This window comes from Janthinobacterium algoris, from assembly GCF_051380935.1.
Taxonomy (GTDB): Bacteria; Pseudomonadota; Gammaproteobacteria; order Burkholderiales; family Burkholderiaceae_D; genus Janthinobacterium.
The window spans coordinates 143,168-160,125 of the sequence record NZ_JBNYXZ010000012.1 but is presented as its reverse complement, the minus strand read 5'-3'; the positions used below and the strand labels follow the sequence as shown (position 1 = coordinate 160,125).

At 60.8% G+C, this 16,958-nt stretch carries 9 protein-coding genes; 4 read left to right on the top strand and 5 right to left on the bottom strand.

The features are described from left to right. Position 1 precedes the first annotated feature (1 nt). The 5 genes from ACQ4W7_RS18715 to tssF are packed head-to-tail and all read right to left on the bottom strand — an operon-like array spanning position 2 to position 7,538. Complete coding sequence (locus ACQ4W7_RS18715) at positions 2–1,855, bottom strand: esterase/lipase family protein (RefSeq protein WP_436532402.1); 1,854 nt, start codon at positions 1,853–1,855, stop codon at positions 2–4. After that, on the bottom strand, positions 1,852–4,446 hold the full coding sequence (locus ACQ4W7_RS18710; RefSeq protein ID WP_436532400.1) for a type VI secretion system Vgr family protein: 2,595 nt from the start codon (positions 4,444–4,446) through the stop codon (positions 1,852–1,854). The genes ACQ4W7_RS18715 and ACQ4W7_RS18710 overlap by 4 nt, the downstream gene beginning before the upstream one ends. A gap of 12 nt (positions 4,447–4,458) precedes the next feature. Next, positions 4,459–4,731, bottom strand: a complete 273-nt coding sequence (locus ACQ4W7_RS18705; protein WP_404811498.1) for a PAAR domain-containing protein — start codon at positions 4,729–4,731, stop codon at positions 4,459–4,461. Between the two features lie 12 nt (positions 4,732–4,743). Next, positions 4,744–5,733 (bottom strand): type VI secretion system baseplate subunit TssG, encoded by a 990-nt coding sequence (gene tssG, locus ACQ4W7_RS18700; protein ID WP_436532397.1) that lies wholly within the window; start codon positions 5,731–5,733, stop codon positions 4,744–4,746. Continuing rightward, positions 5,733–7,538 carry a type VI secretion system baseplate subunit TssF gene (gene tssF / locus ACQ4W7_RS18695; RefSeq protein WP_436532395.1) on the bottom strand — a complete coding sequence of 602 codons (1,806 nt, stop codon included), beginning with the start codon at positions 7,536–7,538 and terminating at the stop codon, positions 5,733–5,735. Before tssF ends, tssG begins: the two co-directional genes overlap by 1 nt. 175 nt (positions 7,539–7,713) lie before the next feature. Here tssF and tssK point away from each other — a divergent pair, with 175 nt between their 5' ends. The 4 genes from tssK to ACQ4W7_RS18675 all read left to right on the top strand — a co-directional run bounded on the left by tssK (position 7,714) and on the right by ACQ4W7_RS18675 (position 16,852). Further along, on the top strand, positions 7,714–9,060 hold the full coding sequence (gene tssK, locus ACQ4W7_RS18690) for a type VI secretion system baseplate subunit TssK (RefSeq protein WP_436532393.1): 1,347 nt from the start codon (positions 7,714–7,716) through the stop codon (positions 9,058–9,060). A gap of 168 nt (positions 9,061–9,228) precedes the next feature. Next, entirely contained in the window at positions 9,229–12,312 is a 3,084-nt protein-coding gene (locus ACQ4W7_RS18685; protein WP_436532391.1) for a response regulator, read from the top strand. Beyond that, positions 12,309–14,474, top strand: a complete 2,166-nt coding sequence (locus ACQ4W7_RS18680) for a sensor histidine kinase (RefSeq protein WP_436532389.1) — start codon at positions 12,309–12,311, stop codon at positions 14,472–14,474. The genes ACQ4W7_RS18685 and ACQ4W7_RS18680 overlap by 4 nt, the downstream gene beginning before the upstream one ends. Before the next feature lie 173 nt (positions 14,475–14,647). Continuing rightward, positions 14,648–16,852, top strand: coding sequence for an EAL domain-containing response regulator (locus ACQ4W7_RS18675; RefSeq protein WP_436532387.1), 2,205 nt, complete (start codon positions 14,648–14,650; stop codon positions 16,850–16,852). The last annotated feature ends 106 nt before the right edge of the window (positions 16,853–16,958 follow it).

Below are 16,958 nucleotides of genomic sequence, written 5' to 3'. Positions count from 1 at the left end.
CTTAATCCCATTTTGCCGTCTTGGCAATTTGTACGATGGAATACAGCATGGATGCCATTACATTTGTATCGGCATAGCTGTTCTGGTGTTCATAACCGTTCGCTTCCGCCATGCCATGTACGAAAAGTGTGCCTGTGATGTGCCGTGCAGAACGGTCTGACGGTACCGTCCCATCACCGCGTGCACTGGCTGACTGTAGCTTTAATTTTAAGTTTTTTCCTCCGGCCTGAACGATGAGTTGCCCCTTGCTATCATCTTCAAGTAATTTCCATTTTTCAGGTAGCGGCTCAAATTTATTCCATGGATCGTTAGAGCCGCTGTGAAGACCGTCAATTAATTTAAATACGACATCGCCATAACTTAAAAAATTCCTCGATGCGCAATAGCTTGCATAAGTGTTTGGGTGAAACGTTTTCTCTATGGATGATAAAAATTCTGTGGCTTTTCTTATGCGCTTCATTGTTTTTTCTATACCGCCACCTTTTTCACGAGGGAGGTCTGCGGGGTTTACCCATTTCGGATTGATTAGCCTCCACCACGCATTGGCTGGTTGAAGGTAAATGCTTTCCAGTGCAGTGGCATTATCGCGAGGCCAACTCCATAAAATTTTATCCTGTGCATCTACAATTTTCAGCCAATTCTGGCCATATGCCGCACCTGGCATCATTTCCAGTGGCGCCGGTGCGTTTGCCAGAATGGCGGTGGCATGTACACCGTTGATGCCTAGAATGCTTGCCTCTATTTCCGCTACAGACCCCTCTCTTTCCTGAAAGCCAAAACGCATGCGTTTATACGCCCCTGCGGCTCCAATGGTGGGCATCACATTGTGATAAATTCCCAGGATTTTTACATCCTTATCGTCAAGCATCTTTCCATAACTTGGGTGTATCAATGCACGGGCCAGCAAGCCCCCCATGCTATGCGTGACGATGATAACTTCGTCACATTTGAATCCGCGTTTCTGGTAGCCTTTGACCAGGCCGCGTAGTCGCTCTGCAATAGTGACGGCAGATACACCATTGCTCTTGATAAAGTTGTAACCCATCGCATGCACTGGATACCAACAAGGAGAAATTTTCTTTAAATCGCTGACGGTAATGGCTTTACCAGATGACGCACCAAAATTTTTTGGATCTTGCAAAAGCAATGCGCCAAGACCACTCGTTTGACGCCAGACAGGATGTGGCTTGCCGTCAGAAATCATGTTATTGAGATGCAATTCGGCAGCCCGCAACATTGTTCCGTACGCACCAGCAAATAACACTTCACTCCATCCTCGCCAACGGGCTATTTGTGCTGGGCTTTGATATGAGCAGGCTTTACCTTGATTCGGACGTATTGTTGTCGCGATCCTGTTAGTTCCCATCAAAGGAGGAATGGGTGTAAAGCTGTCTGGCACATTTTGATGCCGTGCATCTGCAGCCTTGGTTTCCGCACCATCTGGATCGAAGCGACTGTTGCTTTCGGTGTAATGGTAGTACTCGACTTCGGTTTCAGCGGGGTCAAACACCAATTGACGCTGCCGTGGCGACGCACTTGTGAACCAGCCACCCAAGCCGTTGCCTGTGAGGACAGCAGTCTTGCCTCCCGCACCCATCATATCGTCTGGCCGCCAAGCCCGATTGTCTGGACGGCGCAATTCTTCTTGGCGAATCTTGCTCATCCTTAGATTGCTACCCATCACGCCTGGCAGGAAAATGACAGGAATGACTTTGCCTGGCGGTAGGGTGACGTCATGTCGGGCGGTATCTTTTGTTTCCGTCATCGAAACAGCGAGTTCTGCCCAGCCTCCCACGCCTTGACCAAACTTCGCAGGATGATTGCCTCGGTTATTCAAGTCATCACATTTGCTCATGGCAGTTCTCCCTTGTAGCGAATGAGGTAGCTGTCCATGCCGGTGGATTTTTGTAGTTGCGTGGAACCGTCTTCCGCGCTTTTTCCGGCGATGTTGCCGTCATCGCGCAGGATTTCAAAAGCAACACCAACGGCCGGCGTATCGTCGGCATTCACCAGCAAGACTTCCTGATCAAAACTACTGTGTGGCCGTTCATTAAATTCCTGCGACACGCTCTTCGGCGGCAAGGTTTCCAGGTTGCCGTTGAAGAGTACGGGGGATGATGTGAAGAACTGCACCTTGTCGCTGATTTCCAGCATGTGGTTGGCGCCGTGCAGGCGGACGCCTTTCTTGCCCTTGATGTTGACCCAGTCCGCTTCGCTGATGAGCGACAGCACTTTCTGGGCAATGATTTCCACTTCGTCGCTGTGCGCCTGGATGGAGACCTTGCCGCTGGCGGCGATCAGCTTCATGCCGGCCTTGTGCACGAACAGGCTGAAGCTCTTGGCGATGCTGGCGAACATGCTGTCGCCGCTGGCGAGTGAAATATGCTTGCTGCTGGAGAGCGCCACATGCTCGCTCGCGGCCAGGTGGATCGACTGGGCCGTGCTCAGTTCGATGCCGGCCGGGCTGGTCAGCAGCAAATGCGGTTCGGACAGCTCCGGAAAATCGCCGGCGCTCCCCTTGATAGCGGCGTTTTGTTGCTGGATGGACTCGGCGACGGCGCCCTGTTGTGCTGCGCTGTCTTGCGCACCCGCGTCGACGGCCATGCCGGCCAAGCCTTGCTGCAGTTGACGTGCTTGCGCCAGACGGGCCTGTGTTTCGTCGAGTTGCTTGACGGAGCCGCCGCCTGCCGGCGTTTCTGTGGTGATCAGCATGCCTTTGGCAGCGCGCAGTGCACCCCAGGCGTTACTGGCCAATTCAAAGCCGACACCGCGCGCTTCCTTGCGGCCGGCATTGTCGTCGATGCGGGTGATGTTGCCCAATGAAAGCCGGCTGTCCTGGTGCTCGCTGCGCAGCTGTGCCTGGATCGCGCCCTTGGTATCGTCGAGTACAAGGTGGTTGGCGCTGCGGGCGCCCAGTTCGCGGCTGCGCAAGCCGGACAGGGCGCGCTGCTGCGGTAATTGCCACGGCGGCGGATTGGCACTGTTGTAGACCACGCCGATGACGATGGGGTGGTCGATATTGCCATCCTGGAATTGCACGACCACTTCCTGACCCACGCGCGGCAAGGCGATTTGCCCCATTTGCGGCCCCGCCATTGGCATCATGACCCGTATCCAAGGCGAGCTGCGCTCATCGAATTCACCCAGGCGGTCCCAGTGAAATTGCAGGCGGATGCGTCCCAGTGCATCGGTATGGATTTCCTCCCCGACCGGCCCGACCACCAGCGCCGTCTGCACGCCGGCAACGATGCATGGCGTGCTGTTGTAGCCACGGCCCGGCCGCCAACGGATGTCCCGGCGCACGCACACCATAGTGTTGACATAGTGGGAAGGTGCGCTGGGGCCGACCTGATAATTATTGCTGGCGCTATGCACCACTGACAGGATCAGGTATTCGCGTTCGGCGATACTGTCAGGGCGCTCCTGGCCAGGCTGGCAGCATTTTTCTTCGGCGCTGAAATGTCCATCGAGCCGGAAGCAAAGGCCAGGCTGTGCGTCACGATGATTGCCGGCCGCTTCGAAGTACTGGCGCAGATGGTCGCTTTCTTCCATGCGCCGCTGTGCCAGAGCTTCTCCATCATCGACATTCTTATAGCCATAAGCGCCCGTGTTTTCATACAGTTCGTGGGCAAATACATCACCCTGACGATTCAGGGAGTAGCCGCTGGCAAGGCGTGGCTGTGGATTTTTATAGTCGAAACTGGCCAAGGTCAGCTGCCCGGAGCCGAGCCGGCGCACGGCTAGCCACTGTTGCAAGCCATCATCTTCCATGGAACCCGATTCGGAATGGAAACGCATGGCGCCGTCGCCAGATGCTGTGGCGATCATGTCCGCCAAGGTGCTATTGTCTGCAAGCCATAAGGTATGGCCATCGGCGCGGTGCTCGTACCAGTAATGCCAGCCCAGCGCTTCCCAGCGCCGGTGCAGGTGGTTGTAATCGGTTTCATTATGCTGGTTGGCGCAGGTGATCTGCGGATCGTCGCCATGGATGCTGGTTTTCCAGTCGCGCTGCCCGTAGTGCGCAAACGTCGTTACGGTCAGCTGCATCACGCTTTGGCCATGGAAGGACACATTGTCCTGGCGCAGCCGGGCGAAAGCCAGCCATGGTTGCAGCACCACCCGATACCACGCAAAGCCGCCATCGGCGCGCAGCAGGCAAAATTCGCCCACATAGCCGTTAAAGTGGCGCAGCGTGCCATCGTCGCGCACCATTGAAATGGTCACCATGCGGCCCATCATGGCCTTCAGCGCAATATGCGCATCATCGGATAGCAATTCGGCCTCGAAACGGAAGTCGCGCGATACCTCTTCTCTGGCGGTCAGTGAGTTGACCAGCAAGATGGCCCCGGCCGGTCCATCTTCATGGGGGAAATCGATCTTCAGCAGGCGCCGTTCTTGCGCGGCGAGGTCGAAGGCCGAAAGTGCCGCCTGGATGCTTGCATGCATGGCCTGCCTCCGCTATAACGATGTGATCAGGTGTGCGCCGCAGGCGGTGGCATCGCCGTCATAGGCGTACGGCTTGCCCATATGTTTTGCGCCGGCGCCATCGGGCGTGATCGGAAAGCTGCCCTTGCACTTGGGGCAGAAGGTTGTGTCATCGGCCAGCGCCGCGGTTTTCCCCATCACTGTGCTGCCAGACGATGCACTGGTGACCTTGCCGCCATGATCGGTTGCGTCTCCTAGCCGGATGACGCCGCGTCCCGCATGTTTCATGCTTGCCTCGCTTTCCATGTATGCATTGCTTCAAGCCAGTTGCAGCAAATAACGCACTTCGGCGCCGCCTACCTTGCCTTGTGCTGTCTGCAGAAACGTCGTCCAGCCAAGGCGCCGTCTTGCTGACGGATTGGAACTCAGAAGCAGGGGGGTAATGCATGGCGGACTCAATATCAGCCGCACTTCATACTGCAAGTCTGGTACGCCAAACAGCGCCAGCATTTTTGCCAGTGCCGCCGCGCCTGTGCTGCGCGGCAGGAAGCGTTCTAGGCCGGCGGGATCCAGCGGCCCGATATGCAGGCAGACGCGCATGTCGCGGCGCCAAAGCCGCAGGCCAACGGTTGCGCCGCGCGCCAGGGTAAAGTTGACACTGCCTAGCAGGCTGCGCCGATTTTTTTCTAGATAGTCCCAGCCACCGACAAATTGTTGCAGGGAGACGGGTACACCGCAGTACTCCGCCAGCACGGGGCCAATCGCTTGCGCGGAGACGGGACGGCAGCGCAGCTGACCCGCGTACCAGGCCGCCACGTCTTGCGTCACGGCATCAGGTTCGGCGCTCGCCGGCAGTGCAGTGCGCCGCACGCCAGCCAGTGCCAGCAGCAAAGGCAGTTGTGCATCTTTTGCCTGGGTCTGGAGCGTGGATTCCAGTCGATACTTTTCCCACGCCTGGTAATACAGCACGACCATGCGGTGTGAAAAGATATCGAGGAAGGCCGAGACGCCAGCGTCTTTGCTCGACAAACGGTAGGCGGCAATGCGTTCCGTGTGGTGCAGGGGCAAGGTGCCGCCGACGCCCATAAAACGCATGAAAGTCGGAGTCAGGGTCAGTTGTTCATTGTCGTCGAGCGAGAGCTGTTCAATTTCACTGGCGGGAAAACTCAAGGACAGGCTGTTCTTGAAGCGCAACACCTGCTTGAAGGCTTGCGCATGGGACACATTCTGGCTACGTAGCCAGCACAGCAGAATACGCACCGCCTGCACGAACTGGTAGCGGTACGGCTCGGCCAGCAAGTGGTGCATTACACCAGATTCTGCAGTCCGCTTCTTGATTTGCATCGGATCAGCTCCTCTCCGCTTTGCAATGACAGCACCACCAGTTCGATGAAACTGTTGATTTGCACATACAGCCCAAGAAAGTGATCGATCACCTGCACAAACAGGTGCATGCCGCTGCCGACGAATGCTTCCTCGTCCAGCGTGATGCGCACCTCCACGCCATGCGCCAACGAGGTGCCGCGCTTGTGTCGCAGCCATGTCGTGGTCGGCGAGTGCGCCAGCGCGACGATGCCGTTGATCTGGCGTTGCGAGGTGGCCGTTTGGGACAAGTCGTAGAGTGTCAGCATTTCGCGCAGCGCCGGCAGACCTTCCTGCACCAGCGCGTGATGATTCAGCGCCAGGTGCGAAATCAGGCGCCAGTGCAGGCCCGCGCCCGGTGAAAAGCGCCGCGGCTGGCTGGGGCGTCGCAGCATGTGCAGTGCAGGTCCGCCGCCGCACGGTTGCAAGTCTCCTTGCGGCTGGCCGTATTTGAGCGCAAGGGGAAGATCGCGGTTACTGCATGTCAGCGACAGCGATAAGCTGGCCTTTTCATGGATCAAGGGATTGAAGTCGCTATCGACCAGCGTGATTTTCTTTTCGTGGCCAGGACTTTTGATGGCCAAATTCGTATCGTGGCGTACGACCCAGTAATGGCCTTGTTGCGCCGTACCTTCGCCATGGCGCAGGCTGTACAGCGGGCGAAATTCGGTCAGCGTGCTGTCGCCGCCGCGTTGGCGCAGCAAACGCACCGCGTCGACGGAGACGACTTCGTAACCATGCGCGTGGGTAGCATGGGCCAGCACGGAGTAGTCGGTTTTCTGCCGGGTGATGGCGATCGGCACGCCTTCCTGGCGAAAGAGATTGACCGCCGGACTGCAGCCTAGCCTCAAGTTTTCGCTGGAAATGCTGGATAACATGCGCGCCGTAGCGGAATCGGGTCGCAAACCGGCCATGCACAGATGCAGGGTGAAGCGCTGGCACCCGGGCGGCAGGGCAGCACTCAGCGCAGCGATATCGAGGTCAAAGAAATTGAATTTTTCCGGATACGCAAAGTACTCGCTCAGGATGCGGTAGGCCGGCTGCGAACGAGCACCGAAAGGTATCAAGGCATCCGTGTCGGCGAAGCCGACGGGTGTCACAGGCACGGCGGGCAATGCCATCCATTGCACCGCGTCGATAGACACAAAAGCGCAGACTGTCTGCAGGAACAAGGCATCGCGCAATGCGGCGGAAAAAGACGCTTCGGCATCGATGAAAACGCGCAGCGATGCGGGCGCCGCATCGAGATGCCGGATGCCGATGTTCAGCGAGGAACTGGCCGATGCTGGCAGGCGCACGCCGGGCGGCGCCTTGATCATGGCATCGAAAACCGCACTTTCCAGCACCGTTGCTCCTGTCGTCATCGCGTAGATCGTCTTGAAACGGCAGCGCACGCCGCGCACAGGCGTTGCATCCATGTCACTGCCGGCCGGTAGGTGCAATACGCCCGCTCCAGCCGCCGGGGCAGATTGGTGCACGATCGTGCACGATGGAAAGGGGCGCAGATAATGTGGGAACAGGGCTTCGAACAAGGCTTCGGTAAATTGCGGATAGTCGTCATCGAGTCGTTTTGAGATGCGTGCCGCCAGCATGGCCACCGATTCGATCAAGTGTTCGATGTGCGGATCTTCGCAAGACTCGCCGGACATGTGCAATTTGCCGGCGATTCTCGGATAGCGTTCGGCAAACTCACGGCAATGTCGCCGCAGCATCACCAATTCGCGTTCGAAATACGGCAGCAAGTCCTCCATCTCTCTTTTCCTGTGTCATTGTGGCGGAATGGCCAGTATCCGAGCGTTTGCTCAGAGGTAAATTGCGTTTGCGCAAATAATTGAACAAGGTTGCTGCGCAACATCAAAGACTTCCAAGCTGGCCACATCAGACTGGCAAGGCAGCAAGATTCCAACGGTCAACATGGAGAACGCAATGACATTGCCATCCAAATTACTGTGGTCCGAGGGGCTGGCTATCGGTCCCCAGCAATTTCAGCAGCTGGACCGCTACCATGAAGCGCGTTTGCAACGTCTGGCCTCGTTGATTAATCCCCATTTATGGGGTGTGCATGGCGTCAGCTGGAATGCGGATGCATTGGCTAACAATAGCCTGCGGGCGGACAACATGTCGCTCGTCTTTCAGGATGGAGAACTGTTTGAAGCGCCGCTTGGCGATGTATTGCCCAGTGCGGTTGATTTGTCCAAGCTGCCTTCCGGCGAACATAGTTTTACTTTTTATGCCGCACTGCCCATGTTGCAGGCACATGGCGGCAATGTGAGCTCTGCAGGCGCGCGCTATGTCCAGGCGGATATCGAAACCCCGGATTTGTACAGCGAGGCAGTCAGCATAGACGTGGCTTACCTGAAGAAACGCGTGTATCTGCTGTCGCAGCTGGATCCTCTGAATGATTACCTTGCCATCCCGGTGATCCGTCTGTACCGGGCTGGCAATGGCAGCTTTGAAATCGATGCCTCCTTCATTCCGCCTGGCCTGACCATCAGCGCCGAGTCCTCGCTGCAGAAGATGCTCGATTCGCTGATCGACCGCATGGGCGCGAAAATTGAGGCGCTGTACAGCCGCCATCGTCAACCCGGTAATCACACGGTGGAATTTCATGGCGGCGATGTTTCCTCGTTCTGGATGCTCAATACATTAAGCACGGCCAGCGCCACGCTCAGTCATTGCGCCAGTTACCGGCGCCACCATCCCGTGTATTTGTTTGAAAAATTGATGACATTGGCTGGTGGCTTGATGACGTTTTCTAAAAAATACACACTGAGCGACTTGCCGGCTTATTGTCACGCTGATGCGGCTCCCGGTTTCGGCAAGCTCGATGGCATCATTCGCGACCTGATCGACACTGTGCTCCTGTCGCGTTACTTCCCGATTGCGCTGTCCAATGACATGCAACAAAACACCCACTATCACGGTGTGCTCGATGCCACGCGGATTGACCGTCAGACCGAACTCTTTCTTGCGGTAAACGCTGATATGCCGGGGCTGGAACTGGTCGCCACGGTGCCCTTGCAATTCAAAATTTCGTCTTCGGACACTATCGAACTATTACTGAACCGGGCACTTCCGGGTGCCGAGTTGCGCCATATGGCACAGGTTCCTGCTGAAGTGCCGGTACGGCCCAATACGTATTACTTTTCGATCAATAACAAGGGCAGTATTTATGACAGCATGATCAAAGCCCAGGCGATTGCGATTTATGTGCCGTCTGGCATAAAAGGGCTGAAGCTGGAATTGTTCGGTATCAGCGGCACCGCCGCGTAACAATGGTTGGCGTTGCGAGTGGGTGCATTGTGAAAAGATTGCCCTAAGGAATAGACTTGTCCCTGCAGTTGACGTTATCATGTTTTTGTAAGTGTCGGTGGCTGATCCGTCAGTGCATAGTTGAAACATGGTGACAGGCGGGAGTGAGCATGGGCATGGGCATGGCAAATGATGCGTGATGTGCCGGGCGGCTTGCGGGCTGGCGGCGGGATGGGCAGGGCAGCGGTGCGCCGCTGCTGCCGCGCATTGCTGCTGGCGTTCTGTGCCGCCGCAGCCCCTGCGGCTTTGCCCGCATCGTCGCCCGCCGCCGCCGCGCCGCCGCACCAGGGTCAGCGCGTGCTGTTCCTTAACGCCTACGACTATGGCCGCGCCGGCGTGGAATCGTACACGCGCACCTATGTGGCAGCGATGGTGGCTGCGGGCTTGGCCAACGAAGACATTATGGTTGAGCACCTCAACCTGAATACCCAGGGCGACCCGGCGCTGCGCAACGAGATGCGTGATTTGTTGCTTTTAAGATACACTCAGATGATGGGGCGCAAAGCCGACCTGATCATCGCCATGCAGCAGCCGGCGCTCGATTTCCTGTTGTCAGATCTGGCGCCGCTGGCGCGCGGCGTGCCCGTGTTGGCGATTAACACCTCGGGCATGGCCTTGCCGGCCGGCAGCCCGGCTGCCATCTGGCAGCAAAAGGCGAATGTCGATTTTCCCGGTACCCTGGCGCAAGCCATGGCACTGTTTCCGGAGACCAAAACCATCGTCCTGGCCGTCGGCGTCAGCGAGGCCGACCAGGTCTTGAAGCGCAGCATGCAGCAGGCGGCGCTGGCGTGGCAGGGCAAGGTGGCCATGCGCTATCTCGATAACCTGACCCTGGAGCAGATGCGCTCTGCGGTGGCGCACTTGCCCGCTGATAGCGTGCTGGTGGCGGGCAATGTCAACCGCGACGTGGACGGCAACGTCGCCACGCCCGTGCAGTTTTCCGTGCAACTGGCGCGGCTGGCCAATGTGCCCACCTTTGGCATGTACAACGCGACGGTCGGCAAGGGCATCCTGGGCGGCTCCATCCTGCACATCGAACAGGCCGCGCAGCAGGTGGCGCAGATGTCGCTGGCCGTGCTGGCGGGCAAGGTGCCTGCCGCGCCGGGCGCCTTGTTGCCGCCGGCCCGCCCGGTGCCCATGTATGACTGGGAACAGCTGCAGCGCTGGGATGTGGACATCAGCCTGCTGCCGCCGCACACGCTATTCTTTAACCGGCCGCCGCAACTGTGGCATGAACACCGCGTCGCCGTGCTGCTGGTGGGCGGCGTCTTCATCGTGATGGCTGGCTTGCTGAGCGCCTTGCTGCTGCAGCGGCGGCGCCTGCGCCGCGCCGAGAGCGAGGCGCGCGAGAGCGAGCAGCGCTTCCGCATTTTGGTCGAACATGCGCCGGAAGCCATTCTGGTGTACGACCTGGACCTGGACCGCTTCGTCGACGCCAACAGCAGCGCGCAGCGCATGCTGGGCCTGTCGCGCGCGGCGCTGCTGGCATGCGGGCCGTTCGACCTGTATAGCGGCAAGCAGCCCGATGGCCTGCCGCTGGGGCTGATGATGGAAGAGCATCTGCGCCGCGCCATGCAGGGCGAGCCTGTCCTGGTGGAGCGCAATGTGCGACGTGCCGACGGCAGCATTTTCCCCTGCGAAGTACGGCTGGTCAAATTGCCCATGGAAGGGCGGCGCCTGGTGCGCAGCGGCATCGTCGACATTTCCGAGCGCAAGCACAGCGAGCAGGAATTGCTCGGCTACCGCGACCACCTGGAGGAACTGGTGCAGCAGCGCACGGCGGCCCTGTCGGTGGCCGTCACCGAGGCCGAATCGGCGAATCGCGCGAAAAGCGTCTTCCTGGCCAACATGAGCCACGAATTGCGCACGCCGCTCAATTCCGTGATCGGTTTTTCGCAGATGATGGCCGATTCGAGCAGCATGTTCGAGGAAGAAAAGCATAACCTGGCGATCATCAACCGCGCCGGTCATCATTTGCTGACCTTGATCAACGACATCCTCGAATTGTCGAAAATCGAGGCGGGCCGCATGCAGTTGCAAACGGGACCCGTCGACTTGAATGGCTTGCTCGACGAGGTGCTCGAGATGGTGCGCATGCGTTCGAGCGACCAGGGCATCGCGCTGCAGCTTGAACGTTCCGGCGTGCCGCCGCTGGTGCGCCTCGATGGCGCCAAGCTGCGCCAGGTGCTCCTGAATCTGCTGTCGAACGCGCTCAAGTTCATCGAACAGGGCAGCGTGACCTTGTCGCTGGCGTGCCAGGCGACAGACCATGGGCAAATGGCGCTGGCGTTTGCCGTGCGCGATACGGGCAGCGGCATCGCGGAAGCGGACCTGGAACGCATCTTTGAGCCGTTCGTGCAGGCCGACAGCGCGGTGGCGCAGGCTGGCACGGGATTGGGGCTGACTATTTCGCGCGAATTCGTGCGCCTGATGGGCGGCGAGCTGCGCGTCGATTCCACGCTGGGAGCCGGTTCCGTATTCCGTTTCGACCTGCGCGCGCCGGTGCTGCAGCGGCCGGCCATCGCGGCGCTGGCGCCGGGCCGCGTGGCGCGCCTGCCGCCGGGCCAGCGCGGGCGCATGGTGCTGCTGGTCGATGATGACGACAATTGCCGCAAGTTGCTGGCCGGCTTGCTGGCGCCGCTGGGTTTCCAGCTGCAGGAAGCGGCAGGCGGCGCGCAGGCGCAAGCCATGCTGGCGGCGCAGCGCTACGACATGGTGCTGAGCGACTGGCGCATGCCGGACATGGATGGCCTGGCGCTAACGCGCTGGCTGCGCGCGCAGCCGGCGCTGGTGCAGCCGCGCCTGGTGATCATGACAGCCTCCGCCTTCGAGGAAGAAAAGCAGGAGGCGCTGGCGGCTGGCGCCGATGGCTTCCTGCGCAAACCGATCGAGCAGGAACATCTGTTTGCCATGCTGGAGCAGCAACTGGGCGTGCGCTTCCAGCGCGCCGCCGCCGCGCCGCCGCGTGTGCAGGCGGCGGCCTTTGACTTGCAGCAGGCGCTGGGCCAGCTGGGCGCAGCCGAACGTCAGGCGCTGCTCGAATCCGTGCAAGCCCTCGATTTGCGGCGCAGCGCCATCGTGCTGGCCGGCGTTTCCACCAGCCTGCCGCAGCTGTCCGCGCATATCGCCGCCATGCTGGAACAGCACCAGTACCAGCCGCTGTGCGCCTTGCTGGCGCAGCTGGCCAGCGAACCGCAGGGCGAAGACGCATGACTTTTCACTCGCCCAAGGGCGCCCGTCTGGGCAGCGTATCCATCGTGCTGGCCGTCAGCGTGGCGCTGACCTGTGTCGTCACTGCGCTGCTGCTGGTGTTTGCCGTGCTGTTTTACCAGTCCGAACGCGAGCAGCGCTTGCAGCAGTTGCATCGTAGCCTGGCCGTCAGCGCGGACCAGTTGGCCGTGGCCATCGAACTGCCCTTGTGGAACCTGGATGAAAAGCAGATGCAGGCCATCATGCGCAGCATGCTGGGCAAGCGCGATCTGGTGGCCAGTTCCCTCACGCCGGGCATCGGCAAGGAGGCGCTGGTCCTGCGCCGCAATGCCGACGGCGCCATCGACAGCCTCTCCGCGCTGTCGGCCGAACCGGGCTGGCTGGTGCAGCGGCGTCCCGTGACGATGGGTGGACAAGTCATCGGCAGCGTTGCCGTGTATGCGACGCCGGCCCTGCTGCACGCGCAGCTGCGGCAGCGCGCGTTGGGCATCGGCGCCATGATCGTGGCGCTCGACGTGATCCTGGTGGCCAGCATCTGGCTGCTCATGTGGTGTCTGATGCTCAAGCCCCTGAAGGCCATCGGCCAGTACGCTGCGGGCGTCAAGGCGGGGCAGGGCGAAGCGTTCGGCACGCCGCCGCAAGCGTGGTTCCTGGGCGAGTTGCGCACCCTGTACCGTTCCATCCGCGACATGGTGGCGCTGCTCGACAGCCGCTACCGCGCCTTGCAACGCAGCGAGGAGCGCGTGCAGATGGCGACCGGCGCGGCCAGCATCGGCATCTGGGACTGGAATGTCAGCAGCGATGCATTGCAGTGGGACGAGCAGATGTATGCGCAGTTCAAGGCCGATGCGACCAGCAGCATGGCGCCGGCGGCCATCTGGCGCGCGGCGCTGGTGCCGGACGACGTGCCGGCCACCAAGGCGGCCCTGCGCGCCGCGCTGAGCGCCGGCCTGGCGTTCACGCACGAGTACCGCATCCTGTGGCCCGATGGCGCCATCCGCTACATCAAGGCCGATGCCGTGATCTTCCGCGACGGGCGGGGCCAGCCCATGCGCATGGTGGGCTCCAACTACGACATCACGGCGCATCGCGAGGCCGAACTGGAACTGCTGCGCCACCGCCATCATCTGGAAGAACTGGTGGCCGAGCGCACGAGCGCCTTGTCGGTGGCCGTCAGCCAGGCGCAGGCGGCGAACCGCGCCAAGAGCACCTTCCTGGCTAACATGAGCCATGAACTGCGCACGCCCTTGAATTCCGTGATCGGCTTTTCGCGCCTGATGGCCGCCTCGCCCAATATGCAGGACGATGAAAAGCGCAACCTGGCCATCATCCACCGCTCCGGCAACCATTTGCTCACCCTGATCAATGAAATCCTCGAACTGTCGAAGGGCGAGGCGGGACGCTTGCAGGCGCAGACGGCCGTAGTGGCGCTGGCGCCCCTGTTGCAGGAAGTGATGGACATGCTGGGCATGCGCGCCGAGCAGCAGGGACTGGCCCTGCGCCTCGATTGCGCGGACCTGCCGGAGGCCGTGCTGCTCGACGCGACGCGCTTGCGCCAAGTGCTATTGAACCTGATGTCGAACGCCGTCAAGTTTGCCGGCAGCGGCGAGGTCACCTTGCGCGTGCGCGGCGAGCGGCGCGATGACGCCACGTGGCGCCTGTCGTTCGCCGTCAGCGACACGGGCATCGGCATCGCCCCGGAGGACCAGCAGCGCATCTTCGAACCGTTCGTGCAGGCCGACAGCATGGGACCGAAGGATGGCACGGGCCTGGGGCTGGCCATCTCGCGCGAATTCGTGCAGTTGATGAAAGGCGAACTGACGCTGGAATCGGCCCCGGGGCAGGGTGCCATCTTCCGTTTCAGCATACCCGCGCAGGCGGCGCAGGCGCCAGTGCAGGCTCCCGCGCCACCGGTCGTGCCGGCGCAGGCGGCAGTGCCACCGGCACTGCAGGCGCAAGACTTGCTGCTGCTGGCCGGGGATCAGCGCGCCGCCTTGCTGGTGGCGCTGCGCGAATTGAACCTGGCCAGGGTGGCGCAGCTGCTGGCAACCCTGCCGGCGGCGGCAGCGCCTTTGCTGGCGCCGCTGCAGGCCATGCTTGACCAGCACCAGTACCGTCAGCTGTGCGTCTTGCTGGAGAGCGAGGGCGCGCTGGCACCTACCTGAAATTGTGGACTGACAACATCGAATTCAATGAAAAGAGGACTAAGTGCCGCGCATGGATGGTGCTAAATTGCAATAAAGATTATGATGATAATACGTAGTTCATCGCAAAGAAATGTCTTGTCCAGCGTGGCAACGGACCGCCGCGCCTCATCCAAAGCTGAGAGAACTGCTACATGCACCGCGATTTTTCGGAAGTAAATTCGAAGGGCGAAGTACTGATCGTTGAAGATACGCCGGCTTCGCTGAAGTTGTTGAGCGATTTGCTGGGTGGCGCCGGCTATGCGGTGCGCCAGGCGCCGAACGGTGAACTGGCCCTGTGGACGGCCCAGGCGCGCCCGCCCGAGCTGATTTTGCTCGACGTGCGCATGCCGGGCCTCGACGGCTTTGAAGTCTGCCGCCGCCTGAAGGAGATACCGTCCTTGCGCCAGGTGCCGGTGATCTTCCTGTCGGCCCAGTACGATACGGACGACAAGGTGCGCGGCTTTGCGCTGGGCGCCGTCGATTTTATCGCCAAGCCCTTCCAGGCCGAGGAAATCCTGGCCCGCACCGATGCGCACGTGCGCCTGGCGCGGGCGCAGCTGCAACTGGCGCAGGAGCGCGCCAACCTGGAACGGCGCGTGGCCGAACGCACGGCCGAACTGGCGCAGGTGGCCAGCACCCTGGCGCGCGAAGTGCAGATCCGCCGCGCCAATGAAGAATTGCTGCGCCTGTCGGGCCAGGTCTTCGAAGCCACCCAGGACGCCATTTTGATCACGGATCCGGCCGGCGTCATCGTCACGGCCAATCCCGCTTTTACACGCATCACCGGCTATGCGGCGCAGGAAGTGGTGGGCACGGATATCATGCGCCTGCATGCCGAGCACACGGGCGAAGCGGTGCTGCTGGCCATGCGCCAGGGCTTGCGCAGCAGCGGCTGCTGGTCGGGCGAGGTGCAAACGCGGCGCAAGAGCGGCGACACCTATCCCTGTTTGCTCAGCGTGTCCACCGTGCATGGCCCGGATGGCGGCGTCGTCAACTACGTGGGCGTCTTCCTCGATATCAGCGAGCGCAAGGCCGAGCAGCATCTGATCGACTTCCTCTCCTACCATGACGCGCTGACCGGTTTGCCGAACCGCGTGCTGTTGCGCGAGCGCTTCGAACAAGCGCGCGCGAACGCCCTGCGCGACAGCCAGCAAGTGGTGCTGATGTGCCTGGACCTGGACCGCTTCAAGAATATCAACGATTCGCACGGCCAGGCCGTGGGCGACAAGGCGCTGCAAGTGGTGGCGCGTTTCCTCTCCGGCTGCGTGCGCGAGGGCGACACCGTGGTGCGCCAGGGCGGCGACGAATTCCAGATCCTGCTGCAGGACGATGCCCTGCTGGGGCGCACGCTTGCGCTGGCGCAAACCATCCTGGCCGGCTTGCGCGAAGAACTCAGCGTCGATGGCGAGCGCCTGGCGCTGACCACCAGTATCGGCATCGCCATGTGCCCGGCCGACGGCGACAGCCTCGACGACGTGCTGCGCCACGCCGACACGGCACTGGTGCGCGCCAAGGAAATGGGGCGCGACCATTACGCCTTCTTCACGGAGCGCATGGGCAGTGATATCCGCGCCCGCCTGGCCATGCAGCAGCAACTGCGCGGCGCCATCTGCCGCGATGAATTCGCTGTGCATTACCAGCCGCAAATGTGTTTGCGCACGGGCGCCATGCTGGGCGCGGAAGCCCTGCTGCGCTGGGATAACCCGGTGCTGGGCAAGGTGCCGCCCGGCCTGTTCATCGCGCTGGCCGAGGAATACGGCTCGATCACGGCCATCGGCGAATGGGTGCTCGAAAGTGTCTGCGCGCAGATCCGCGTCTGGCACGATGCGGGCCTGGGCAGCATCAAGGTGGCCGTCAACCTGTCGGGTAAACAGTTTGCGCAGGACCGCACGGTGCCGTTTGTCGAGGCGACCTTGCGCAAATACGGCATCGCGCCCGCCTGTCTGGGTATCGAGATCACGGAAAGCACGGTGATGGGCGACCCGGACAAGGCGGTGGCGGCTCTCACGCGCCTGAAGGATATCGGCGTGGGCATTTCTCTCGACGACTTCGGCACCGGCTATTCCAGCCTGGGCTATCTGAAACGCTTTCCCATCGACGTGCTGAAGATCGACAAATCCTTCGTCGACGACGTTACCACCAGCAGCAGCGATGCGGCCATTGCCCGTTCCGTCATCTCGCTGGCGCACAACCTGGACATGCGCGTCATCGCCGAAGGCGTGGAAACGCGCGAACAGGTGGCCTTCCTGACGGAACACGGCTGCGACGAAATGCAGGGCTATTATTTCAGCCGTCCCCTGGCCGCCGAAGCCTTCACTGCCTTGCTGCGCGAACGGCGCATCCTGGCTGTGACCTGAGCCCCGCGGTGCGGCCGATGCACCATGCCGGTGCATCCGCTGCAGCATGGTGCGCAATGCTCACTATTCCTTCCCCTGACGCTGGCACATATCCTGCTTAGGTAGT